Source organism: Mycobacterium colombiense, from assembly GCF_003284935.1.
Lineage (GTDB): Bacteria > Actinomycetota > Actinomycetes > Mycobacteriales > Mycobacteriaceae > Mycobacterium > Mycobacterium arosiense_A.
Genome location: NZ_QMEV01000001.1, coordinates 184,305 through 206,225, shown reverse-complemented (window position 1 = coordinate 206,225; position 21,921 = coordinate 184,305). Strand labels below are relative to the sequence as shown.

At 68.2% G+C, this 21,921-nt stretch carries 18 protein-coding genes and 2 tRNA genes; 14 read left to right on the top strand and 6 right to left on the bottom strand.

What is annotated here, in order from left to right; translation table 11 throughout:
• Positions 1-23: 23 nt before the first annotated feature.
• The 6 genes from DQP57_RS00975 to DQP57_RS00950 all read left to right on the top strand — a co-directional run bounded on the left by DQP57_RS00975 (position 24) and on the right by DQP57_RS00950 (position 10,438).
• Positions 24-2,084 (top strand): cytochrome c oxidase assembly protein, encoded by a 2,061-nt coding sequence (locus tag DQP57_RS00975; RefSeq protein ID WP_112630848.1) that lies wholly within the window; start codon positions 24-26, stop codon positions 2,082-2,084.
• Positions 2,085-2,204: 120 nt separating this feature from the next.
• Entirely contained in the window at positions 2,205-2,684 is a 480-nt protein-coding gene (locus tag DQP57_RS00970) for a single-stranded DNA-binding protein (protein WP_112630846.1), read from the top strand.
• A gap of 79 nt (positions 2,685-2,763) precedes the next feature.
• Positions 2,764-4,440 carry an energy-dependent translational throttle protein EttA gene (gene ettA / locus DQP57_RS00965; protein ID WP_112630845.1) on the top strand — a complete coding sequence of 559 codons (1,677 nt, stop codon included), beginning with the start codon at positions 2,764-2,766 and terminating at the stop codon, positions 4,438-4,440.
• A gap of 78 nt (positions 4,441-4,518) precedes the next feature.
• Positions 4,519-9,369, top strand: coding sequence for an NAD-glutamate dehydrogenase (locus tag DQP57_RS00960; protein WP_112630843.1), 4,851 nt, complete (start codon positions 4,519-4,521; stop codon positions 9,367-9,369).
• Entirely contained in the window at positions 9,366-9,779 is a 414-nt protein-coding gene (locus DQP57_RS00955; protein WP_112630841.1) for an acyl-CoA thioesterase, read from the top strand. The genes DQP57_RS00960 and DQP57_RS00955 overlap by 4 nt, the downstream gene beginning before the upstream one ends.
• Positions 9,767-10,438 carry a hypothetical protein gene (locus DQP57_RS00950; RefSeq protein ID WP_112630839.1) on the top strand — a complete coding sequence of 224 codons (672 nt, stop codon included), beginning with the start codon at positions 9,767-9,769 and terminating at the stop codon, positions 10,436-10,438. Before DQP57_RS00955 ends, DQP57_RS00950 begins: the two co-directional genes overlap by 13 nt.
• 77 nt (positions 10,439-10,515) lie before the next feature.
• Here DQP57_RS00950 and DQP57_RS00945 read toward each other — a convergent pair whose 3' ends face one another.
• The 3 genes from DQP57_RS00945 to DQP57_RS00935 all read right to left on the bottom strand — a co-directional run bounded on the left by DQP57_RS00945 (position 10,516) and on the right by DQP57_RS00935 (position 13,602).
• Positions 10,516-11,532 (bottom strand): pyridine nucleotide-disulfide oxidoreductase, encoded by a 1,017-nt coding sequence (locus DQP57_RS00945; RefSeq protein ID WP_112630888.1) that lies wholly within the window; start codon positions 11,530-11,532, stop codon positions 10,516-10,518.
• 75 nt (positions 11,533-11,607) lie between these two features.
• Complete coding sequence (locus tag DQP57_RS00940; protein ID WP_112630838.1) at positions 11,608-13,173, bottom strand: glycoside hydrolase family 13 protein; 1,566 nt, start codon at positions 13,171-13,173, stop codon at positions 11,608-11,610.
• Positions 13,174-13,212: 39 nt separating this feature from the next.
• On the bottom strand, positions 13,213-13,602 hold the full coding sequence (locus DQP57_RS00935; protein ID WP_112630836.1) for a globin: 390 nt from the start codon (positions 13,600-13,602) through the stop codon (positions 13,213-13,215).
• A 144-nt stretch (positions 13,603-13,746) separates the two neighbouring features.
• Between DQP57_RS00935 and DQP57_RS00930 the strand changes: the two genes are divergently transcribed.
• The 3 genes from DQP57_RS00930 (at position 13,747) to DQP57_RS00920 (ending at position 15,152) form a co-directional block, all read left to right on the top strand.
• Positions 13,747-14,394: an HNH endonuclease gene (locus DQP57_RS00930; protein ID WP_112630834.1), complete on the top strand. Its 648-nt coding sequence runs from the start codon at positions 13,747-13,749 to the stop codon at positions 14,392-14,394.
• 67 nt (positions 14,395-14,461) lie between these two features.
• A complete protein-coding gene (gene ctaJ, locus DQP57_RS00925; RefSeq protein ID WP_112630832.1) occupies positions 14,462-14,698 on the top strand; it encodes an aa3-type cytochrome oxidase subunit CtaJ in 237 nt (78 codons plus the stop codon).
• Positions 14,685-15,152 (top strand): DUF5130 family protein, encoded by a 468-nt coding sequence (locus tag DQP57_RS00920; protein WP_205868998.1) that lies wholly within the window; start codon positions 14,685-14,687, stop codon positions 15,150-15,152. The genes ctaJ and DQP57_RS00920 overlap by 14 nt, the downstream gene beginning before the upstream one ends.
• Before the next feature lie 2 nt (positions 15,153-15,154).
• Here DQP57_RS00920 and pepN read toward each other — a convergent pair whose 3' ends face one another.
• The gene (gene pepN / locus DQP57_RS00915) at positions 15,155-17,782 is read right to left on the bottom strand and encodes an aminopeptidase N (RefSeq protein ID WP_112630828.1); all 2,628 of its coding nucleotides are present in this window, start codon (positions 17,780-17,782) and stop codon (positions 15,155-15,157) included.
• 91 nt (positions 17,783-17,873) lie between these two features.
• On the opposite strand from pepN, the gene DQP57_RS00910 reads away from it, so the two are divergent.
• The 4 genes from DQP57_RS00910 to DQP57_RS00895 all read left to right on the top strand — a co-directional run bounded on the left by DQP57_RS00910 (position 17,874) and on the right by DQP57_RS00895 (position 20,287).
• A complete protein-coding gene (locus DQP57_RS00910) occupies positions 17,874-18,497 on the top strand; it encodes a DsbA family protein (protein WP_112630826.1) in 624 nt (207 codons plus the stop codon).
• A 70-nt stretch (positions 18,498-18,567) separates the two neighbouring features.
• A complete protein-coding gene (locus tag DQP57_RS00905; RefSeq protein ID WP_165821722.1) occupies positions 18,568-19,047 on the top strand; it encodes a ribose-5-phosphate isomerase in 480 nt (159 codons plus the stop codon).
• An 18-nt stretch (positions 19,048-19,065) separates the two neighbouring features.
• Positions 19,066-19,872, top strand: coding sequence for an Fpg/Nei family DNA glycosylase (locus tag DQP57_RS00900; RefSeq protein WP_112630824.1), 807 nt, complete (start codon positions 19,066-19,068; stop codon positions 19,870-19,872).
• Positions 19,873-20,038: 166 nt separating this feature from the next.
• Positions 20,039-20,287: a hypothetical protein gene (locus tag DQP57_RS00895; RefSeq protein WP_240631637.1), complete on the top strand. Its 249-nt coding sequence runs from the start codon at positions 20,039-20,041 to the stop codon at positions 20,285-20,287.
• 59 nt (positions 20,288-20,346) lie between these two features.
• On the opposite strand, the gene DQP57_RS00890 is transcribed toward DQP57_RS00895, so the two are convergent.
• Positions 20,347-21,537, bottom strand: a complete 1,191-nt coding sequence (locus DQP57_RS00890; RefSeq protein ID WP_112630820.1) for a serine hydrolase domain-containing protein — start codon at positions 21,535-21,537, stop codon at positions 20,347-20,349.
• Between the two features lie 32 nt (positions 21,538-21,569).
• Positions 21,570-21,640: transfer RNA gene (locus DQP57_RS00885), tRNA-Gly, on the bottom strand.
• 149 nt (positions 21,641-21,789) lie between these two features.
• Here DQP57_RS00885 and DQP57_RS00880 point away from each other — a divergent pair.
• Positions 21,790-21,866: transfer RNA gene (locus DQP57_RS00880), tRNA-Pro, on the top strand.
• Positions 21,867-21,921: the final 55 nt, after the last annotated feature.

Below are 21,921 nucleotides of genomic sequence, written 5' to 3'. Positions count from 1 at the left end.
GGGCCCGCCCATACCCTGGACGTATGACCGTCGCCCCACCGGCCGGCACGGCCTCGGCCGAGGCCCCCGCCCAGCGCCGCACGCTGGTGTGGCCGGTGCTGGCTGGGGTGGCTGTGCTTGCGGGCTGCACCGCCGCCGGCATCGGGGCCCTCTCGCTGGCCAGCGCGCTGACCGTGACGGGCCTGCCCGACCCGGGCCCGGTAACCACGCTGGGGCTGCCGTTCGTGCGCGCGGCGGGCGAGATCGGCGCGGTGCTCGCCGTCGGCGCGTTCCTGTTCGCCGCGTTCCTGGTGCCCCCGCAGCGCAGCGGTGTCCTCGACGCCGACGGCTACCGGGCGCTTCGGCTGGGGACGGTGGCGTCGGGGGTGTGGGCGGTGTGCGCCGCGCTGCTGGTCCCGTTGACCATCTCCGACGTGTCCGGCCACGCCGTCGCCGACATCCCCCCGGCGCGGATGTGGTCGCTGGCGGGCCTGATCACCAACGCCTCGGCCTGGCGCTGGACCGCGATCCTGGCCGCGGTGATCACGGTGGCGAGCCTGGCGGTGCTGCGCTGGTCGTGGACGCCGGTGCTGGCCGCCGCGTCGGTGGCGACGCTGATTCCCCTTGGGCTGACCGGTCATTCGTCGGCCGGGGGTTCGCACGACCTGGCCACCAACGGCCTGTTGATCCACCTGGTCGCCGCCAGCCTGTGGGCCGGTGGCCTGCTCGCCCTGCTCGCCCACGCCCTGCGGGGCGGCGGTCACCTCGGGCTGGCTGCCCCGCGTTTCTCGATGATCGCGTTGTGGTGTTGGGTGGCGATGGCGGTGAGCGGGCTGGTCAACGCGCTGGTCCGCGTGCAGCCTTCCGACCTGCTGAGCACCGACTATGGGCGGCTGGTCACCGCAAAGTTCGTCGCGCTGTGCCTGCTGGGCGTGCTGGGCTGGCGCCAGCGACGCGTGAGTGTGGCTGCGCTGCAAGCGGATTCGAGTCCAGCGCGCGGGCGTGGCGCGCTGTTGCGGTTGACGCTGATCGAGGCCGCCGTCTTCGGCCTCACGTTCGGCATCGCCGTCGGGCTGGGCCGCACCCCGCCGCCACCGCCCCCGGCCCGGTTGCCGTCGATCCCCGAAGCCGAGATCGGGTACGACTTCGACGGACCACCCACTCTGGCGCGCATCCTGTTCGATTGGCGCTTCGACCTGATCTTCGGGTCGGCGGCCGTCGTCTTCGCCGCACTGTATGCGGCCGCGTTGGTGCGGCTGCGCCGCCGCGGCGACAACTGGCCGCCCGGCCGGACCGTCTCCTGGCTGCTCGGCTGCCTGGTGTTGTTGTTCGCGACGTCGTCGGGCGTCGGACGCTACATGCCGGCGATGTTCAGCATGCACATGGTGGTCCACATGTGCCTGTCGATGCTGATCCCGATCCTGCTGGTGCTGGGCGCGCCGGTCACGCTGGCGCTGCGGGCGCTGCCCGCGGCCGGCCGTGACGATCCGCCGGGCATGCGGGAATGGCTGCTGGCGGCGCTGCACAGCCGCGTCTCCCGGTTCCTCACCAACCCGGTGGTGGCCACCGTGCTGTTCGTCGCCGGGTTCTACGGGCTGTATCTGTCGAACCTCTTCGACGTCACCGCGAGCAGCCACGCCGGGCACCTGGCGATGAACGTGCACTTCCTGCTGAGCGGCTATCTGTTCTATTGGGTGGTGATCGGGGTGGATCCGACGCCGCGACCGATCCCGCCGCTGGCCAAGGTGGCGGTGGTGTTCGCCTCGCTGCCGCTGCACGCCTTCTTCGGGGTGGTGCTGATGGGCACCAAGAAGGTGCTCGGCGCCGACTACTACCGGTCGCTCGATCTGAGCTGGCACACCGACCTGCTGGGTGATCAGCGGCTCGGCGGGGGCATCGCCTGGGCGGCGGGGGAGTTTCCCCTGGTGATCGTGATGCTCGCGCTGCTCATCCAGTGGGCGCGCAGCGATCGTCGCACCGCCAGGCGGTTGGACCGGGCCGCCGAACGCGACGACGATGCCGAGCTGGTGGCCTACAACGCGATGCTGGCGCAGCTGGCACGGGGCGAGACGGCCCAGCGGCCGGGCCCGGCCGACCCCGATTGATCCACAGTCACGCGTCCTTCCACAGCGATGGCCCCTCTCCGGGGCGTTCCCCGCGGCATTCGTCGGTGGCGCCGGGCCTACTGGCAGCCATACCCAATGCAATCGAGAAGGGATCAGCCCATGTTCGAAACTTCGCTCACCGTCGTCGGTCACATCGTCAACAACCCCGAACGTCGACAGGTCGGCACCCAGGAAGTCATCAAGTTCCGCGTCGCCAGCAATTCCCGGCGCCGCACGGCCGACGGCGGCTGGGAGCCCGGCAATTCGCTGTTCATCAACGTCAACTGCTGGGGCAAGTTGGTCACCGGCGTGGGTGCCGCGTTGGGCAAGGGCGCTCCGGTGATCGTGGTGGGCCACGTGTACACCAGCGAATACGAGGACCGCGACGGCAACCGCCGGTCGTCGCTGGAGATGCGCGCCACCGCGGTCGGGCCCGATGTGTCCCGCGCGATTGTGCGCATCGAGCGCCCGGGCTACACCGGTCCGGCTGCCGCCGAGGCCACCGCATCGCCGGCGGATGCGTCCGACGCCGCTGGTGAGGACGCCGCCGCCGGTGACGCCGAGCCCGCCGACACCGGGCCGCTGCCGCTGACCGCTTAGCGGCGGCGCTGCCGCCGCCGGGCGATGCCTAGGATGGTCCGCGAGATCACTTCGCAAACCAGAAAGGCACAACCGCGGCATGGCTGAGTTCATCTACACGATGAAAAAGGTCCGCAAGGCGCACGGCGACAAGGTGATCCTGGACGACGTCACACTGAGCTTCTATCCAGGCGCCAAGATCGGTGTCGTCGGACCCAACGGCGCCGGCAAGTCGAGCGTCTTGCGGATCATGGCGGGCCTGGACAAGCCGAACAACGGTGATGCCTTCCTGGCCAACGACGCGACCGTCGGCATCCTGCTGCAGGAGCCGCCGCTGAACGAGGAAAAGACCGTCCGCGGCAACGTCGAAGAAGGCCTGGGCGAGATCAAGGTGAAGCTCGACCGCTTCAACGAGGTCGCCGAGTTGATGGCCACCGACTACTCCGATGAGCTGATGGAGGAGATGGGCCGGCTGCAGGAGGAGCTCGACCACGCCGACGCGTGGGACCTCGATTCGCAGCTGGAGCAGGCCATGGACGCGCTGCGCTGCCCGCCGCCGGACGAGCCGGTGACCAACCTGTCCGGTGGTGAGCGCCGCCGCGTCGCGCTGTGCAAGCTGCTGCTGTCCAAGCCCGACCTGCTGCTCCTCGACGAACCGACCAACCACCTGGACGCCGAGAGCGTGCAGTGGCTCGAGCAGCACCTCGCGTCCTACGCGGGTGCGATCCTGGCGGTCACCCACGACCGGTACTTCCTGGACAACGTCGCCGAATGGATCCTGGAACTCGACCGCGGCCGCGCCTACCCGTACGAGGGCAACTACTCGACGTACCTGGAGAAGAAGGCCGAGCGGATCGCCGTCCAGGGCCGCAAGGACGCCAAACTGCAGAAGCGGTTGACCGAGGAGCTGGCGTGGGTGCGCTCCGGGGCCAAGGCGCGTCAGGCCAAGAGCAAGGCCCGGCTGCAGCGCTACGAGGAGATGGCCGCCGAGGCGGAAAAGACTCGCAAGCTCGACTTCGAGGAGATCCAGATCCCGGTCGGTCCGCGGCTGGGCAATGTGGTGGTCGAGGTCGAGCATCTCGACAAGGGCTACGACGGCCGCACCCTCATCAAGGACCTGTCGTTCACCCTGCCGCGCAACGGCATCGTCGGCGTCATCGGTCCCAACGGGGTCGGTAAGACCACGCTGTTCAAGACCATCGTCGGCCTCGAGCAGCCGGACAGCGGCACGGTCAAGGTCGGCGAGACCGTCAAGCTCAGCTACGTCGACCAGACCCGGGCCGGGATCGATCCCAAGAAGAACGTGTGGGAAGTGGTCTCCGACGGGCTGGACCACATCGTGGTCGGCCAGACCGAGGTGCCGTCGCGGGCCTATGTGTCGGCGTTCGGATTCAAGGGGCCGGACCAGCAGAAGCCGGCCGGCGTGCTCTCCGGCGGCGAGCGCAACCGGCTCAACCTCGCGCTGACGCTCAAGCAGGGCGGCAACCTGATCCTGCTCGACGAGCCCACCAACGATCTCGACGTCGAGACCCTGAGTTCGCTGGAGAACGCCCTCGAGCAATTCCCCGGCTGCGCGGTGGTGATTTCGCACGACCGGTGGTTCCTGGACCGCACCTGCACGCACATCCTGGCCTGGGAGGGCGACGAGGACAACGAGGCCAAGTGGTTCTGGTTCGAGGGCAACTTCGGTGCATACGAGGAGAACAAGATCGAACGGCTCGGCGCCGATGCGGCACGGCCGCACAGAGTGACCCACCGCAAGCTGACGCGCGACTAGTGTCAGCTCTGCCCCGCCCCGGCACACCGCGGGACGACAGGGCGCGCTGACCACCGTCGCCAGTTGGGAGCTATCGGCATGACGATCGATCCCGGAGCCAGACAGGATCTCGAGCCGTGGACGACCTTCACCCAGCAGCGAGACATTCCCGAGTGGATCTCGAGGGCCTACGTAGAGAGCTATCGCGGTCCGCATAGCGACGACTCCGGCGGCGCGGAAACCACGCCCATCGACCTGACCGTGCCCGCGGCGATCGTGACGCCGGCCATGCTGGGCGCCCACTATCGCCTCGGCCTGCACCGGCCCGCCGGCGAAAGCCGCGTCGCGGTGTATCCGGCCGAAGACCCCGCCGGGTTCGGGCCCGCGCTGCAAGTGGTCACCGACCACGGCGGCATGCTGATGGATTCGGTCACGGTGCTGCTGCACCGGCTCGGCGTCCCGTACACGGCGATCATGACGCCGGTGTTCGACGTGCGGCGCAGCCCCGAGGGCGACCTGCTGCGCGTGCAGGCGAAAGCCGAGGGCGCATCGCAATACGAGGGCGAGGCGTGGATCCACGTGCAGCTGCTGCCGTCGGTGGACAGCAAGGGGCTCACCGAGGTCGAACGGCTGCTGCCGAAGGTCCTCGCCGACGTCCAACAGGTCGCCAGCGACGCCGCGACCCTGATCGCGGCGCTGGACGACCTGGCCGGCCGGGTCGAGGCCAACAGCGACGAGCACTTCGCGGCCCCCGACCGCGACGACGTGGCGGCGCTGCTGCGCTGGCTGGGCAACGGCAACTTCCTCCTGCTCGGCTATCAGCGCTGCCACGTGCACGACGGCCAGGTCTCCGGCGACGGGTCACCCGGGCTCGGCGTCCTGCGGACCCGCACCGGCTCGCGCCCCCGGCTGACCGATGAAAACAGGCTGCTGGTCCTGGCGCAATCCGTGGTGGGCAGCTACCTGCGCTACGGCGCCTACCCGTATGCCATCGCGGTCCGCGAATACGTCGACGGCGCCGTGATCGAGCATCGCTTCGTCGGGCTGTTCACGGTGGCCGCCATGAACGCCGACGTCCTGGAGATCCCGACGATCTCCCGCCGGGTCCGCGAGGCGCTGGCAATGGCCGACAGCGACCCGATCCACCCGGGTCAGCTGCTGCTCGACGTCATCCAGACCGTTCCCCGCTCGGAGCTGTTCACGCTCAGCGCCGAACGGCTGCTGGCGATGGCCAAGGCGGTGGTGGACCTGGGCCCGCAACGAAACGCGTTGCTGTTCCTGCGCGCCGACCGCCTGCAGTACTTCGTTTCCTGCCTGGTGTATCTGCCGCGTGACCGCTACACCACGGCGGTGCGCCTGCAGATCGAGGACATCCTGGTGCACGAATTCGGCGGCACCCGGCTGGAATTCACCGCCCGGGTCAGCGAATCGCCATGGGCCCTTATGCATTTCATGGTCCGGTTGCCGTCCGAAGGCCCCGACGCCGCGCCGGTCGACGTCTCCGAAGGCAATCGGATCCGCATTCAGGCGCTGCTCAGCGAAGCGGCGCGGACGTGGGCCGACCGGCTCATCACCGCCGCTGCGGAAGGTTCGGTGGGACATGCCGACGCCGAGTACTACGCGGCCGCCTTCTCCGAGGTCTACAAGCAGGCCGTCACCCCGGCCGACGCCATCGATCACATCGCGATCATCAATGCGCTGCAAGACAACTCGGTCAAGCTGGTGTTCACCGAGAACGACGACGGGTCCGCCCAGCTGACCTGGTTCCTGGGCGGACGCACCGCCTCGCTGAGCCAGCTGTTGCCGATGCTGCAGAGCATGGGCGTGGTGGTGCTCGAGGAGCGCCCGTTCACGGTCGAGCGGTCCGATGGGCTGCCGGTGTGGATCTACCAGTTCAAGATCTCACCGCACCCGACCGTCCGGCTGGCCTCGACGCAAGCCGAGCGCGACGAGATGGCCGAGCGGTTCGCCGACGCGGTCACCGCGATCTGGCAGGGCCGCCTCGAGATCGACCGGTTCAACGAGCTGGTGATGCGCGCTGGCCTTCGCTGGCAGCAGGTCGTGCTGTTGCGGGCCTACGCAAAGTACCTGCGGCAGGCCAACTTTCCCTACAGTCAGTCCTACATCGAGTCGGTGCTCAACGAGCATCCCTCGACCGCGCGATCGCTGGTCGCGCTCTTCGAGGCGCTGTTCGACCCCAGCCCCGACGCATCGTCGGGCCGCGATGCGCAGGCGGCCGCCGCCGCGGTCGCGGCCGACATCGACGCGCTGGTGAGCCTGGACACCGACCGCATCCTGCGTGCCTTCGCGTCGCTGGTGCAGGCCACGTTGCGGACGAATTACTTTGTGACACGCGAGGGTTCGGCCCGGGCGCGCAATGTGCTGGCAATCAAGCTGGACGGCCAGTTGGTCGACGAGCTGCCGCTGCCGCGCCCGAAATACGAGATCTTCGTCTACTCACCCCGGGTCGAGGGCGTGCACCTGCGGTTCGGCCCGGTGGCCCGTGGCGGCCTGCGCTGGTCGGACCGTCGAGACGACTTCCGCACCGAAATCCTGGGCCTGGTCAAAGCGCAGGCGGTCAAGAACGCCGTCATCGTGCCCGTCGGCGCCAAGGGAGGATTCGTCCTCAAGCGGCCGCCGCTGCCCACCGGCGACGCCGCCGCCGACCGCGACGCCAGCCGGGCCGAGGGCGTCGCCTGCTATCAGCTGTTCATCTCCGGCCTGCTCGACGTCACCGACAACGTCGACCATGCGACCGGAAAGGTCAGTCCGCCACCGGAAGTCATCCGGCGCGACGGCGACGACGCGTACCTGGTGGTCGCGGCCGACAAGGGCACCGCCACCTTCTCCGACATCGCCAACGATGTCGCGAAGTCCTACGGGTTCTGGCTGGGTGACGCGTTCGCGTCCGGCGGGTCGGTCGGTTACGACCACAAGGCCATGGGCATCACCGCCAAGGGCGCGTGGGAGGCCGTCAAACGGCACTTCCGGGAGATGGACATCGACACGCAGGCCGAGGATTTCACCGTGGTCGGAATCGGCGACATGAGCGGCGACGTCTTCGGCAACGGCATGCTGCTGAGCAAGCACATCAGGCTGCTGGCCGCGTTCGACCACCGGCACATCTTTTTGGACCCCGATCCCGATGCGTCGGCGTCCTGGGAGGAACGCCGACGCATGTTCGACCTGCCGCGCTCCAGCTGGGAGGACTACGACACGTCGTTGATCAGTGCCGGCGGCGGGGTGTACAGCCGTGAGCACAAGGCGATTCCGGTCAGTCCGCAGGTTCGCGAGGCGCTGGGCATCGACGGCTCGGCGGATGGCGTCACCGAAATGACGCCACCCAATCTGATCAAGGCGATCCTGCAGGCGCCGGTCGACCTGCTGTTCAACGGCGGCATCGGCACCTACATCAAGGCCGAATCCGAGTCCGACGCCGACGTCGGCGACCGGGCCAACGATCCGGTACGGGTCAACGGAAACCAGGTGCGCGCCAAGGTGATCGGCGAAGGTGGCAACCTCGGGGTGACGGCGTTGGGTCGGGTGGAGTTCGATCTGGCGGGTGGCCGGATCAATACCGATGCCATGGACAACTCGGCCGGGGTGGACTGCTCGGACCACGAGGTCAACATCAAGATCCTGATCGATGCCCTGGTGACCGCGGGCAAGGTCACGCCGGAGGAGCGCAAGCCGCTGCTGGAATCGATGACCGACGAGGTCGCGCAGCTGGTGCTCGCCGACAACGAGGAGCAGAACGACCTGATCGGCACCAGCCGCGCCAACGCGGCCAGCCTGCTTCCGGTGCACGCAAGGCTGATCCAGTACCTGGTGGACGAGCGCGGCATCCACCGCGACCTGGAGGCGCTGCCCACGGAGAAGGAGATCGATCGCCGCGCCGAGGCCGGCCTCGGGCTCACCTCACCGGAGCTGTGTACCTTGATGGCGCACGTGAAGCTGGGGCTCAAGGAGGAGATGCTGCAAACCGAGCTGACCGAACAGGACGTATTCGCATCCCGGCTGCCCCTGTACTTCCCAAAGCCGTTGCGGGAACGGTTCACTCCGGAAATCCGCACGCATCAGCTGCGTCGCGAGATCGTCACCACCATGCTGATCAACGACCTGGTGGACGCCGCCGGGATCAGCTACGCGTTCCGGATCGCCGAAGACGTCGGCGTCGGGTCGGTCGACGCGGTGCGCACCTACGTCGCCACCGACGCCATCTTCGGCATCGGAGAGATCTGGCGGCGCATCCGCACGGCGAATCTGCCGGTCGCACTGTCGGATCGGCTCACGCTGGACACCCGGCGGCTGATCGACCGCGCCGCGCGCTGGCTGCTCAACTACCGTCCGCAGCCGTTGGCGGTCGGGGCGGAGATCAACCGGTTCGCCGCCAAGGTCCAGGCGCTCACGCCGCGCATGTCGGAGTGGCTGCGCGGCGACGACAAGGCGATCGTGGAATCCGAAGCCGCCGAATTCACCTCCCAGGGGGCACCGGAAGACCTGGCCTACCTGGTGGCCGCCGGCCTCTACCGCTTCAGCCTGCTCGACATCATCGACATCGGGGACATCAACGACATCGACGCCGCCGAGGTCGCGGACACCTATTTCGCGCTCATGGACCGGCTCGGCACCGACGGGCTGTTGACCGCGGTATCCGAACTGCCCCGGCGGGACCGCTGGCACTCGTTGGCCCGGTTGGCGATTCGTGACGACATCTATGCCTCGCTACGGTCGCTGTGCTTCGATGTCCTGGCCGTGGGGGAGCCGGACGAAAGTGGTGAAGAGAAGATCGCCGAGTGGGAACACCTGAGCGCGTCCAGGGTGGAGCGGGCCCGCCGCACACTCATCGAGATCCAGGAAAGCGGAGAAAAGGATCTGGCGACGCTGTCGGTCGCCGCGCGACAAATCCGTCGCATGACCCGCACCAGTGGAAGAGGATCGTCAAGTTGAGCGTCGGCTTCGTCGCGCCCGTGCTAGTGCGCTGGTCGGACATCGACATGTATCAGCACATCAACCACGCCACGATGGTCACGATCCTTGAGGAGGCGCGCGTCCAGTTCCTGCGCGAGGCGTTCGAGGTCGACATCTTGACCATCGGTTTGCTCATCGCCGAGGTCAAGGTGACCTACAAAGGCCAGTTGCGGCTGGTGGATTCACCGCTGCAGGTGACGATGTGGACCAAGCGGCTGCGGGCGGTCGACTTCACGCTGGGCTACGAGGTGCGCTCGGTCTCGGCGGACCCGGAGTCCAAACCCGCCGTCATCGCCGAGTCGCAACTGGCCGCCGTGCACATCGAGGAGGAGCGGCTGGTGCGCCTCTCGCCACAACATCGGGAGTATCTGCAACGGTGGATCAGGTAGCCGACCGCGGACTGTGGCTGGGCGCCGACGCCAGGGCCGCACACCGCGCGGATCTGGCCGCGTTCGTCGATCGCGCGTTGCGGCTCGACGACGCCGCGATCATCCGATTCCGGACTCGCTCCCCAGGGCTGTTGACGGCCTGGGTAGCAACGGGTTTCGACGTGCTGGCGAGCAGGGTGGTGGTCGGCGAGGTGCGGCCCGGCGACCTGTCGGTGGGCGCCGACGCGCTGGCCCGCGGCCTGTCCGCGATGGACGCCTCGGGGTACGTCGATCCCGGCTTCGCGATGGATTCGGCGTGGCGGGGCGCGTTGCCGCCGGAATCCGGCTTCACTCACCTCGAGGACATCCCGGCCCGGGTGATCCTCGACCTCGCGCAACGCGGCGCGCAGCTTGCCAAGGAGCACAGCAGTTCTCACGGTCCGCCGGTATCACTGCTCGACCAGGAGGTCATCCAGGTGAGCTCGGCCGATGTTCAGGTCGGGCTGCCGATGCGCTGCGTGTTCGCGCTGACCGCGATGGGGTTTCTGCCGCAGTCGCCCGATGCCGTCGCCGCCGACGAATTGATCCGGGTCCGGATATTGCCGACGTGGTTGCGGCTCGACGCCCGGTTCGGTTCGGTGTATCGACGCCGGGGCGATCCGGCGCGGCTGCTGGGCTGACGCGGCCGGCGGTGGACGTTTCCCGAACGGATCAGGCTGAGTTTAAAGCGATCGCGGGCCGGGACCGCTGGCGAAGATCAGGGCCCGTAGAGCAGCCACAGCGGCAGGACGGCGTCGAGATGGTCCATGAATTTCTTCAGGCCCACCCGAAACTGCCCGTAGCCGTACGGGTCTTCGGCGTACTGGGGGAACGCGATACCCACCCCGAACAGGCCGGGGGCCAGGATGCCGTTGGTGCGGTTGTAGTCGAGCTGCCCCCACTGCGGGGTCTCGGGCAACTTCCTGCGCTCGAAGCCGACGGTGTAGACGACGCGGTCGCACTGCGCCAGCTTGTCGGCGAACTCCGGGCCCGACACCCAGCACCTCTCCAGGCGGTCCGGAAGCACCCCGTCGATGTTCTCCCGCGCCCAGGCGGCCGCCCGGCCCTTCAAGCCGGTGTCGTCGAACAGGATCCAATCATCCAGATAGACAGCGTATTTCAGTGGGCTTCGATAGAAATTGATGATCCGCTTGACGGGATGGCGCAGCAGGTTCGGCAGCACGATCATCGCCGTGTGCGACGAACCGAACACGGCGACCGTCGCGCTCTCGAGTGACTCCTGGGCGAGCTTCGCGGGGTCCAGGGCGACCTCGACCTCGATCTCCTCGAGGTCGGCGTGGCAAAGCTTTTTGGGATCCGCGCCCACGGCCAGGATCACATTCCTGGAGAAGATCTCCCGGTGTTGTGTCTGGACCCGCCACTGGCGGTCCTGCAACGACAACGCGGTAGCGGTCGTCGCGAAGTCGTCGACCTGTTCGCGCAGATGCTCGGTGACCCACACCAAGGGTTCGGCGACCAGACCGAGCGCGCAGGTCTCTTGGGGATCGACCTCCTTGAGCGGCATGGGTGGCGCTTCGGAGAACCGAAACGCCTTGGAACCGTTGAAGTATTCGAGAAAGAGCGCGACGTGGGTGTTGCTCGAGACCGACCGCCACTTCTGGCCGATGTCCCCGCCCGCGAAGGCCGGATCGACCCACGCGATCCGTTCGGCCGCGACCCCGTGATCCAGCAGCCTTCCCACCGCGGCGATGCCCGCCGGCCCGGCGCCGATCACTGTCCACTCGTAGGAGGCCATCCACCACATATAGAGCAGTCGGCCGCGAAATGCTCACCGTGGCTCGCGCGGCGGCTACGCCAGCCAGGCCGCGGAATCCGCGGGGAGTTTGCCCTCCAGTAGCGGTGCGCTCGCCAGGATCAGCTCGCCCGCCGGCAGCGGCACCGGCGATTCGCCGCTGTTGAGCACGCAGATCAGCCCACCGGGTCGCCGGAAGATCACCGCGTCGCCGGGCGCATCCAGCCATTCGACCCCGCCGCCGTCGAATTCCACCCGGCGCTTCCGCAATTCGATCGCCCGGCGGAAAAACGACAGGGTGGAGTCGGGATCGCCGCTCTGCCTCTCGACGGTCAGCGCCGCCCATTCCTTCGGCATCGGCAACCACGTCTTAGACGAGAACGAAAACCCGAACGGCGGCTCCTGACCCGACCAGGGGATCGGCACCCGGCACCTGTCCCGGCCCCGCTCGGTGTGTCCGGAGCGCTCCCACGTCGGGTCCTGCAACACCTCGTCGGGCAGCTCGACATCGGGCAGCCCCAGCTCCTCGCCGTTGTAGATGAACACCGCACCCGGCAGCGCGAGCATCACCAGCGCCATCGCGCGGGCGCGCCGCAGCCCGACCTCGCCGTCGCCGTAGCGGGTGACCTCTCGGCCGACGTCGTGGTTGGACAGCGTCCAGGTGGGGACCGCGTCCTGCAGGGCGGTGGCGGCCAGCGAGTTCTGGATCGCGTCGCGGATCTCGGCGGCGTCGAAGTCGATCTTCGTCAGCCGGAAATTGAACCCGAGGTGCAGTTCGTCGGGACGCAGATACTCGGCCCAGCGGACGTTGTCTGTGACCCAGACCTCGCCGACGGTCACCGCCCCGGGATAGTCGTTGATCACCCTGCGGATGTCGCGGTGGATGTCATGCACGCTCGGGTGGTTGAAGCGCGGGTCGTCGTCGGTGTGGCTGAGCACCTTGGACTCGACCTCGGGGGAGTCGGGCAGTCCGGCCGGCTTGGCCATGCCGTGCGCCACGTCGATGCGGAAGCCATCCACCCCGCGTTCCAGCCAGAACCGCAGCGTCTTCTCGAAGTCGTCGAAGACGTCCGGGTGCTCCCAGTTCAGGTCGGGCTGCTCGGTGTCGAACAGATGCAGGTACCACTGGCCGGGATTGCCGTCGGGTTCGACCACGCGCGTCCACGCCGATCCGCCGAACACCGAGGCCCAGTTGTTCGGCGGCAGCTCGCCGGTCTCGCCGCGCCCGTCGCGAAAGAAGTAGCGCTCGCGCGCCTCGGTGCCGGGCCCGGCGGCCAGCGCCGCGGCAAACCACGGATGGGCCGAACTGGTGTGGTTGGGCACCACGTCCATGGTGATCTTCATGCCCCGCTCGTGCGCCGCGGCGATCAACCGTTCGATGGCGGCCATCCCGCCGAACAGCGGGTCGATGTCGCGCGGGTCGGCGACGTCATAGCCGTGGTCGGCCATCGGGGACACGGTGACCGGATTGAGCCAGATCGCGTCCACCCCCAGTCGCTCCAGGTGGTCCAGGTGGGCCGTCACCCCGTCCAGATCGCCGACGCCGTCGCCGTCACTGTCGGCGAAGGACCTCGGGTACACCTGGTAGAACACCGCGCTTGACCACCACGGCCTGGATTCCATTCCACCCCGCTTCGTTTCGTGGGCCGACAAGGTTCGCCGTCACAAGGGCGCGTTGACGAGCGAGTGGGCGGCCATTTCCAGATAGTCGAGCAGCTCGCGGCGGTGTTCGTCGTCGAGCGTCTGCGAATCGATGGACGCGACCGCGGTGTGCATGCAGCGCAGCCACGCGTCACGCGCCAGGGGAGTGATCCGGAACGGCACGTGACGCATCCGCAGCCGGGGATGCCCGCGCCGGTCGGAGTAGGTGCGCGGGCCGCCCCAGTACTGCTCGAGGAACATCCGTAACCGTTCTTCGGCGCCCTCGAGGTCGTCCAGCGGATACAGCTCGCGCAGGATCTCGTCCTCGGGAACCTGGGCGTAAAACCGCGACACGATCGCGTGGAACGTCTCGGCACCGCCGACCGCGTCGTAGAAACTCACCTGATCCATCGCCGTCCATTGTGGTGCATCGCGGCGGTCCGCAGCCCAGGCGGCCCGACCCCATGCCTGCTGTTCACCGGTTGGACACGGCGTTTCACCTGCCATAGGGGTGCGATTGGCGGCGAATCATGGTGGACTGTTCGCGGAGGATCTATGGCGCAGGGCAAGAGACGCCGCAGCCACCGCAGTCCGGTAGCCGCGGCGGGGTTAACCGGACCCACAACCGCGTCGTCGCTGCACAGCGTTGAAATCCATCCACCCGCCCGCTCGGAGAGCGCGTCGATCTGGTGCCGCCGGCGGGTCCTGCTGCTGAATTCCACCTACGAGCCGCTGACCGCGCTGCCGATGCGCCGCGCGATCGTCATGGTGATCTGCGGCAAGGCCGACGTGGTGCACCACGACCCGGCCGGCCCAGTCATCCACTCGGCGACCAGCTCCATCGTGGTGCCCTCGGTGATCCAGCTGCGGTCCTACGTCCGCGTGCCCTACCGGGCGCGCGTCCCGATGACCCGCGCCGCGCTGATGCACCGCGACAGGTTCTGCTGCGCGTATTGCGGGGCGAAGGCGGACACCGTCGACCATGTGCTGCCGCGCAGCCGCGGCGGCGACCACTCCTGGGAGAACTGCGTCGCGTGCTGCTCGACGTGCAACCACCGCAAGGGCGACAAGCTGCTCAGCGAGCTCGGCTGGGCGCTGCGCCGGCCGCCGCTGCCGCCGACGGGCCAGCACTGGCGGCTGCTGTCGACGGTCAAGGAACTGGATCCGGCCTGGGCCCGCTATCTCGGCGAAGGCGCGGCCTGACCGCCAATCCGGTGTCCGGTCGCGCCGGTAGATCGCTTCGTGGGATACGGTTTGCCTCGTGAGTCAGATGCATCTCCACCTGTTCATCGTCGGAATACCGCTGTTGCTAGTGGTCGTGCTGTCGGTGCTGATCTGGTCCCGCAAGGGTCCGCACCCGGCGTCCTACAAGCTGGGCGAGAAGTGGACGCATCCGCCGATCCTGTGGGCTGCCACCGGCGAAGACGTCGGCCACGCGCACGGCGGACATGGTGGGCACGGCACGTCGGAATTCTCAGTTGGAGGTGGCGCCAGTGGCACGTGGTGAGGTAGCGACGCGAGAACCCGCCGAGCTGGCCCCCGGCTGGGTCATCACCACCAGCGGACGGATCTCCGGCGTCACCGAGCCCGGCGAACTGTCGGTGCAGTTCCCGTTCTCGACCAAAGATCTCGTCGCCGTGGATGACGCGCTGAAATTCGGCTCGCGGGCATCCAAGACGCGGTTCGCGATCTATCTGGGCGACCTGGGCAGCGACACCGCCGCGCGGGCCCGCGAGATCCTGGCCGACGTGCCGACGCCGGACAATGCGGTACTGCTGGCCGTCTCGCCCGACCAGAGGGTCATCGAGGTGGTTTACGGCACGCAGGTTCGTGGCCGTGGTGCCGAGTCGGCCGCCCCGCTGGGAGTGGCGGCCGCGGCCTCGGCGTTCGAGCGCGGCGACCTGGTCGACGGCCTGGTCAGCGCGATCCGCGTGCTCAGCGCCGGCATTTCGCCGGCCTAGCCTCAGCCTTCGTCGGTGGGGGCTGAGCCCGCGCCGGCGTCGAACCGGCGCGCCCGCAACGAACGCTTCACCCCGGCCTGACCCTCGAGCACCAACCGGCGCAGCGCCGCCGGCACCTCGGGGTTGGACAGGAACCTGTCCGCCGCGGCGATGCCGTCGTCGCTGATATCCCAGTGCGGGTACAGGCCGATCACCACCGTCTGGGCCACTTCGCTGGACCGGCGCGCCCAGACGCCGGAGATCGCCTCGAAATAGCGCGCGGTGAACGGCTTGAGCAACTCGGCCTGGCCCGCGGGGGCGATGCCCGCGATGATCGAACGTGCGGTGATGTTGGCCAGGGTGTCGTCCTCGACCACCTTCGTCCAGGCTTCCTCCTTGACCCGCGGTTGAGGTCGTGCCGTCGCGGCCTGGGCGCCGTGCCGCTTGCCGGCGGCGGTCGGGTCGCGTTCGATCTCGGCGTCGATGACCGGCGTCGCGGGCCCGTCGGCGTCGATCGCGCCGGCGGTGGCCAGCGCCGTGACGATCCGCCACCGCAAATCCGTGTCGATGTCGAGGCCGGCGAGGCCCAACTCGGCGGGGTCGCGGTCCAGCAGCTCGGCCAGCGTCGCGACGTGGCCGGCCGACAGCACCGACGAGCACAGCGTGTTGACGAAGGCGAGCTGGTGATCCGAGCCGGGTTGCGCGGCCCGCGCCAACTCCAGCAGCCGGTCGGCGAACTGCGGCCAGCCCTGCTCGCGCGCCCAGCCCTGCTCGGCGTAGGAGGTCAGCGCCGTCTGCGCCTGCAGCAACAGCCGCTGCGCCACCCCGACCTCGGATTCGGCGTGCACGCCGCCGGTGACCAGGGCCACGAAGTCGCGGGCCCGCAGTTCCGCCTCGCGCGTCATCTCCCAGGCGGCCGACCAGACCAGCGAGCGCGGCAGCGGCTCGGCGATGTCGGCGATGCGGTCCAGCGCGGTGCGCAGCGACTCGGCGTCGAGCCGCAACGAGCAATACGTCAGGTCGTCGTCGTTGACCAGGACCAGCTGACCCCGCGAAACGCCAACCAGCGCAGGGACTTCGGTGACCGGGCCTTCGACATCGAGTTCCTCGCGGTGCACCCGCACCAGCTTTCCGGTTCCGTCTGAATTCTCGGAGTCGTAGATCCCGACCGCCAGCCGGTGCACCCGGGTCTCGCCGGCACCCGGGGCGGCGCCGCTCTGGGTCACCGCGAACCGGGTGAACCTGCCCCCAGCGCCCGGGCCGTCGACGTCGAACTCCGGCCGAAGCGTGTTCAGCCCGGTCGTTTTCAGCCACTGCTGACCCCAGTCCGACAGGTCACGTCCCGACGCCTTCTCCAGCGCGGCGACCAGATCGTCGAACGTGGCGTTGCCGAAGGCGTGGGCGCGGAAGTAATCCCGCAGCCCGGCCAGGAAGTGCTCCAACCCGACGTAGGCGACCAGCTGTTTGAGCACCGAAGCGCCTTTGGCGTAGGTGATGCCGTCGAAATTCACCTCGACCGCTTCCAGGTCGGGGATGTCGGCGGCGATCGGATGCGTCGAGGGCAGCTGGTCCTGGCGATAGGCCCACGACTTCTCGACCGTGGCGAACGTCGTCCAGGCCTCGGTGAATTCGGTTGCCTCGCTTTGGCACAGCACCGAGGCGAACGTCGCGAACGACTCGTTCAGCCACAGGTCGTCCCACCACGCCATGGTGACCAGGTCCCCGAACCACATGTGCGCCATCTCGTGCAGCACGGTCTCGGCGCGGCGCTCATAGGAAGCCCGGGTGACCTTGCTGCGGAAGACGTAGTCCTCCAAAAAGGTCACCGCGCCCGCGTTTTCCATTGCGCCGGCGTTGAATTCGGGAACGAACAGCTGATCGTATTTTCCGAATGCATAGGGCATGCCGAAGTTGCGGTGGTAGAAGCCGAATCCCTGCTTGGTCTGGGTGAACAGCCGCTCGGCGTCCATGTATTGCGCCAGCGACGAGCGGCAGTAGATGCCCAGCGGGATCTCGCCGTGCTCGTCGGTGTAGGAGTCGTTCCACTCGGCGTACGGGCCGGCGATCAACGCGACCAGATAGGTGCTCATCCGCGGCGTGGTGGCGAAGGTGTGCAGGCCGTCGTTCACCGACACCGGCGCGCCGTTGGAGATCACCTTCCAATGGGTAGGCGCGGCCACCTGCACGTCGAAGGTCGCCTTCATATCGGGCTGGTCGAAGCACGCGAACATCCGCTTGGCGTCGGCGGTTTCGAACTGCGAGTACAGGTAGGTCTCGTTGTCGACCGGGTCGACGAACCGGTGCAAACCCTCGCCGGTGTTGGAGTAGCGGCATTCCGCGTCGACCACGACGACGTTGCGGTCGGCCAGCCCGCGCAGCGGGATGCCGGTCGACTCGTCGTACCCGGAGACGTCCACGTCGCGCCCGTTGAGGGTGGCGCCGCGGATGGTGTCGGCGGCGATGTCGATGACCGAGTCGGCGCCGGCGAGCGCGTCGAACACCACGGTGGTGATCGAGCGGAAGGTCCGTTCCCCGGGAGGGCCACCGGGACCGGAGCCGTCGGTGAGATCGAGGTCGATCTGATAGCTGGCGACGGTGATCAGCGACGCGCGCTCGATGGCTTGTTCGCGGGTGAGATTGGGAAGTGCCACGTGTCCAACTTACGGGTCGGGCACTCCGGGAACAGGATGCGCAGGCCTACGGTTGTGCACATCGGACTTTCAACCAACGAGAGGATCAGCCATGCCTGACACCGCCGCCGCGAAGAACAAAGCCGATTTCTGGTTCGATCCGCTGTGTCCGTGGGCGTGGATCACCTCGCGCTGGATCCTCGAGGTGGAGAAGGTCCGCGACATCGAGGTGAACTTTCACGTGATGAGCCTGGCGGTGCTCAACGAAAACCGCGAGGGCCTGCCCGACGAGTACCGCGAACGGTTGTCGAAGGCCTTCGGCCCGGTGCGGGTGGCGATCGCCGCCGAGCAGGCCCACGGCTCCGAGGTGCTCGCGCCGCTGTACACCGCGATGGGCACCCAGATTCACAACAAGGGCAACAAAGACCTGGACGACGTCATCAAGCAGTCGTTGGACGAGGTGGGCTTGCCGTCGGAGTTGGCGGACGCCGCGAACAGCGACGCCTACGACGAGGCGCTGCGCAAGAGCCACCACGCCGGCATGGACGCGGTGGGCGACGACGTCGGCACGCCGACCATCCACGTCAACAATGTGGCGTTCTTCGGGCCGGTGCTCTCCAAGATCCCGCGCGGCGAGGAAGCGGGCAAGCTGTGGGACGCCTCGGTGGCCTTCGCGTCCTACCCGCACTTCTTCGAGCTCAAGCGCAGCCGCAACGAGAAGCCCGAATTCGACTAGACCGGTAGGGGCTGCTCGGCTTTCCATCGCCGACGTCAGGGCCGCGGGTGGCTGTGTAAGGATTGCGGGCATGCGCGTCTACCTCGGCTCTGACCACGCCGGATTCGAGCTCAAGCAGCAGATCATCGATCACCTCACCAAATCCGGGCACGAGCCGATCGATTGCGGCGCCTTCACCTACGACGCCGAAGACGACTACCCGGCGTTTTGCATCGCGGCCGCGGCGCGGACGGTGGCCGACCCGGACAGCCTGGGCATTGTCCTGGGCGGCTCGGGCAACGGCGAGCAGATCGCGGCGAACAAGGTGCCCGGCGCGCGGTGCGCGCTGGCCTGGAGCGTCGAAACGGCGGCGCTGGCCCGCGAACACAACAACGCCCAACTGATCGGCATCGGCGGCCGCATGCACACCGTGGCCGAGGCGCTGGCCATCGTCGACGCCTTCTTGACCACGCCCTGGGCGAAAGCCGAACGCCACCAACGGCGTATCGACATACTCGCCGAATACGAACGCACCCACCAGGCCCCGCCGGTACCCGGCGCGGCGAGCTGACGCCGGAAGGGTCTGCGCGTGCCCGAGGGGCATACCCTGCATCGGTTGGCCCGGCTGCACCAACGCCGCTACGCCGGCGCCCCCGTCGCGGTATCGAGCCCGCAGGGTCGCTTCGCTGATTCGGCCGCCGTGGTCGACGGGCGAGTGTTGCAGCGCACCAGCGCATGGGGCAAGCACCTGTTTCATCACTACGCCGGCGGGCCGATCGTGCACGTGCATCTCGGGCTGTACGGCGCCTTCACCGAATGGGAACGGCCCGACGACGGACTGTTTCCCGAAGCGGTCGGGCAGGTGCGGATGCGCATGATCGGCGCGGGCTACGGCACCGACCTGCGCGGGCCGACGGTGTGCGAAGTCATCGACGAGGGCCAGGTCAGCGACGTCCTGGCCAGGCTCGGCCCCGATCCGTTGCGCAGCGACGCCGACCCATCGTGGGCGTGGAAGCGAATCGCCAAGTCGCGCAGGCCTATTGGGGCACTGTTGATGGACCAGACCGTGATGGCCGGGGTGGGCAATGTCTATCGCAGCGAGTTGCTCTTCCGCCACCGGATCGACCCGTTCCGGCCCGGCCGCGACGTCGGAGAGGACGAGTTCGACGCGGCCTGGATCGATCTGGTCGCCCTGATGAAGGTCGGACTGCGCCGCGGCAAGATCATCGTGGTGCGGCCCGAACACGACCACGGCGCGCCGTCGTACCGACCCGATCGACCCCGGACCTACGTTTACCGGCGGGCCGGCGAGCCCTGCCGGGTGTCCGGCGATCCGATCCGCACGACGGTGCTCGAGGGCCGAAACGTCTTCTGGTGCCCGGCATGCCAGCAATGAGCTAGCGGGCCGACCGGGGTCGGCCCGGTGGGTGGGAACTCTCGGCTCGAACCGCCGGCGCCAATTGTTTAGCCAAAGCACCAAAACGGGTACCAGAGACCACGTGAAAACTCTTCCACGTTTGGCCGCAACGGCTCTCGCAATCGGTGGGCTGGGTTTGGCGGGCTTGGGCGTCGCAACCGAGGCGCAGGCCCACCCAGGCCCCTTCCCGCAATGGTGTCCGGGTGAGTGGTGGGACCCGGGCTGGGGCAACAACTGGGACTGGAACAACTGCCACGACTGGCGGGGCGGACCCGGCGGCTGGAATCCGCCCGGTCCGGCCGGCGGCCCGGGCTGGGGTCCCGAGGGACCGCCGCCGCACCCGGGTGGCCCGTGGGGCCCGGGCGGGCCGCCGCCTCCCGGCTGGCACCCGTGATCCGATAGGTCACGCAACCAAATGCGCCCTGCCGATACCGGCGGGGCGCATTTGTGTTGTCAGATGACTCCCAGCACGGAGTAGACCTCGTTGGACAGCACCAGGCTGCGCGGATCGGCGTTGGCCTTGGTCGGGTCGAAATGGTTGGCGACATAGGCGTAGCCGATGCGGTGCTCTAGGTCGACGAACCCGAACGAGCCGCCCAGCCCGCCGTGGCCGAAGATGCGCGGATTCGGCCCGTTGACGCAGCGCTGATTGAGCATGTAGCCCAAACCCCAGCCGTGGTCGGCCACCCGCGGCCCCAGCACCAGATCGGTCTCTAGGCCGCCCTGGCAGACCCGCACCAAATCCATGTGCTCGCGGCTGAGCACCTTTTCCTGGGCGAGCGCGTTGTAGAACGTCGCCAGTCCCAGCGCCGAGACCTGACCATTGGTGCCCGGGAACTCGAGCTCGCGCCACAGGTTCAGGTCGTGCGAGCCGAGTTCGTCGTCGGGGGCGAACCCCATCGAGATCGACAGCCCCGCCTTGGGATGCTCCGCGAGGCTGGTGGGATAGCCGGGGGCGTTCGCGTCGGCCAGCAGGTCGCGGGCATGCGGCTTGTTGACCCGCTCGGCGCACCGGTGTTGCTCGCTCAGCGGCAGCCCGATGTGCACGTCGGCGCCGAACGGTTCGGCGATCTCGGTGCGCAGGTACTGGCCGATGGTCCGGCCCGTCACCCGCCGGAACACCTCGCCGGTGATGAAACCGAAGGTGGTCATGTGGTAGCCCTGCGCGGTGCCCGGCTCCCACCACGGCTCGGCGGCGGCCAGCTGTTCGCAGACGTAGTCCCAGTCGGCGACCTGCTCCCACCGCATGCGGGTGCGGGGGCCGATCACCCCGGATCGGTGGCTCATCACCATCGCCAGCGTGATGTCCTGTTTGCCCGCCTGGGCGAACTCGGGCCAGTAGTGGGCGACGGGAGCCTGCAGGTCCAGCTCGCCGCGGTCGGCGAGCTGGTGCACGCAGGTGGCCGACAGGCCCTTCGTGCCGGACAACACCGTGGTCAGGGTGTTCTGCTGCCACGGCCGGGTACGGGCCGCGTCGGCCCAGCCACCCCACAGATTGACGACCAGCGACCCGTCGACCCACACCGCGACGGCGGCGCCGACTTCATCGCCCAGGGTGAAATTGCGCTCGAATGCGTCGCGAACCCCGACGAAGTCCGACGCGCATGAGCCATGAATCGACACGTCGGTCTTCAGGTCGCTCATGGCGCCTCTCTATCGAGCAGATAGTTAGCCCGAGCGGGCGACGGGAATCGAACCCGCGTAGCTAGTTTGGAAGACTAGGGCTCTACCATTGAGCTACGCCCGCATGTGTTCAGTCGAGCGTGACTGTAGCTGGCGACGAAGATCAAATCTAATCGACTCGGTTTTGTGATCGCTCCGTAAGGTCTGCGACGTCGCTGCGAAGCCCGTGACCAACCCAGTGTTTCAGGGGCCTTAGGATCATCGAGGTCAGCGCGGGGTGTAGCGCAGCTTGGTAGCGCATCCGCTTTGGGAGCGGAAGGCCGCAGGTTCAAATCCTGTCACCCCGACCAGCACGACTGGCCCCGTGCTTTCGCACGGCCCACCGACACCGAGAACGAACCAAGA

Coding starts and splice junctions, on each gene's coding strand:
- DQP57_RS00935 (WP_112630836.1), bottom strand. CDS start 13,602: ATGGATCAGGTGAGTTTCTACGACGCGGTCGGCGGTGCCGAGACGTTC.
- DQP57_RS00930 (WP_112630834.1), top strand. CDS start 13,747: ATGGCGCAGGGCAAGAGACGCCGCAGCCACCGCAGTCCGGTAGCCGCG.
- DQP57_RS00975 (WP_112630848.1), top strand. CDS start 24: ATGACCGTCGCCCCACCGGCCGGCACGGCCTCGGCCGAGGCCCCCGCC.
- ettA (WP_112630845.1), top strand. CDS start 2,764: ATGGCTGAGTTCATCTACACGATGAAAAAGGTCCGCAAGGCGCACGGC.
- ctaJ (WP_112630832.1), top strand. CDS start 14,462: ATGCATCTCCACCTGTTCATCGTCGGAATACCGCTGTTGCTAGTGGTC.
- DQP57_RS00940 (WP_112630838.1), bottom strand. CDS start 13,173: ATGGAATCCAGGCCGTGGTGGTCAAGCGCGGTGTTCTACCAGGTGTAC.
- DQP57_RS00960 (WP_112630843.1), top strand. CDS start 4,519: ATGACGATCGATCCCGGAGCCAGACAGGATCTCGAGCCGTGGACGACC.
- DQP57_RS00910 (WP_112630826.1), top strand. CDS start 17,874: ATGCCTGACACCGCCGCCGCGAAGAACAAAGCCGATTTCTGGTTCGAT.
- DQP57_RS00890 (WP_112630820.1), bottom strand. CDS start 21,537: ATGAGCGACCTGAAGACCGACGTGTCGATTCATGGCTCATGCGCGTCG.
- DQP57_RS00905 (WP_165821722.1), top strand. CDS start 18,568: ATGCGCGTCTACCTCGGCTCTGACCACGCCGGATTCGAGCTCAAGCAG.
- DQP57_RS00970 (WP_112630846.1), top strand. CDS start 2,205: ATGTTCGAAACTTCGCTCACCGTCGTCGGTCACATCGTCAACAACCCC.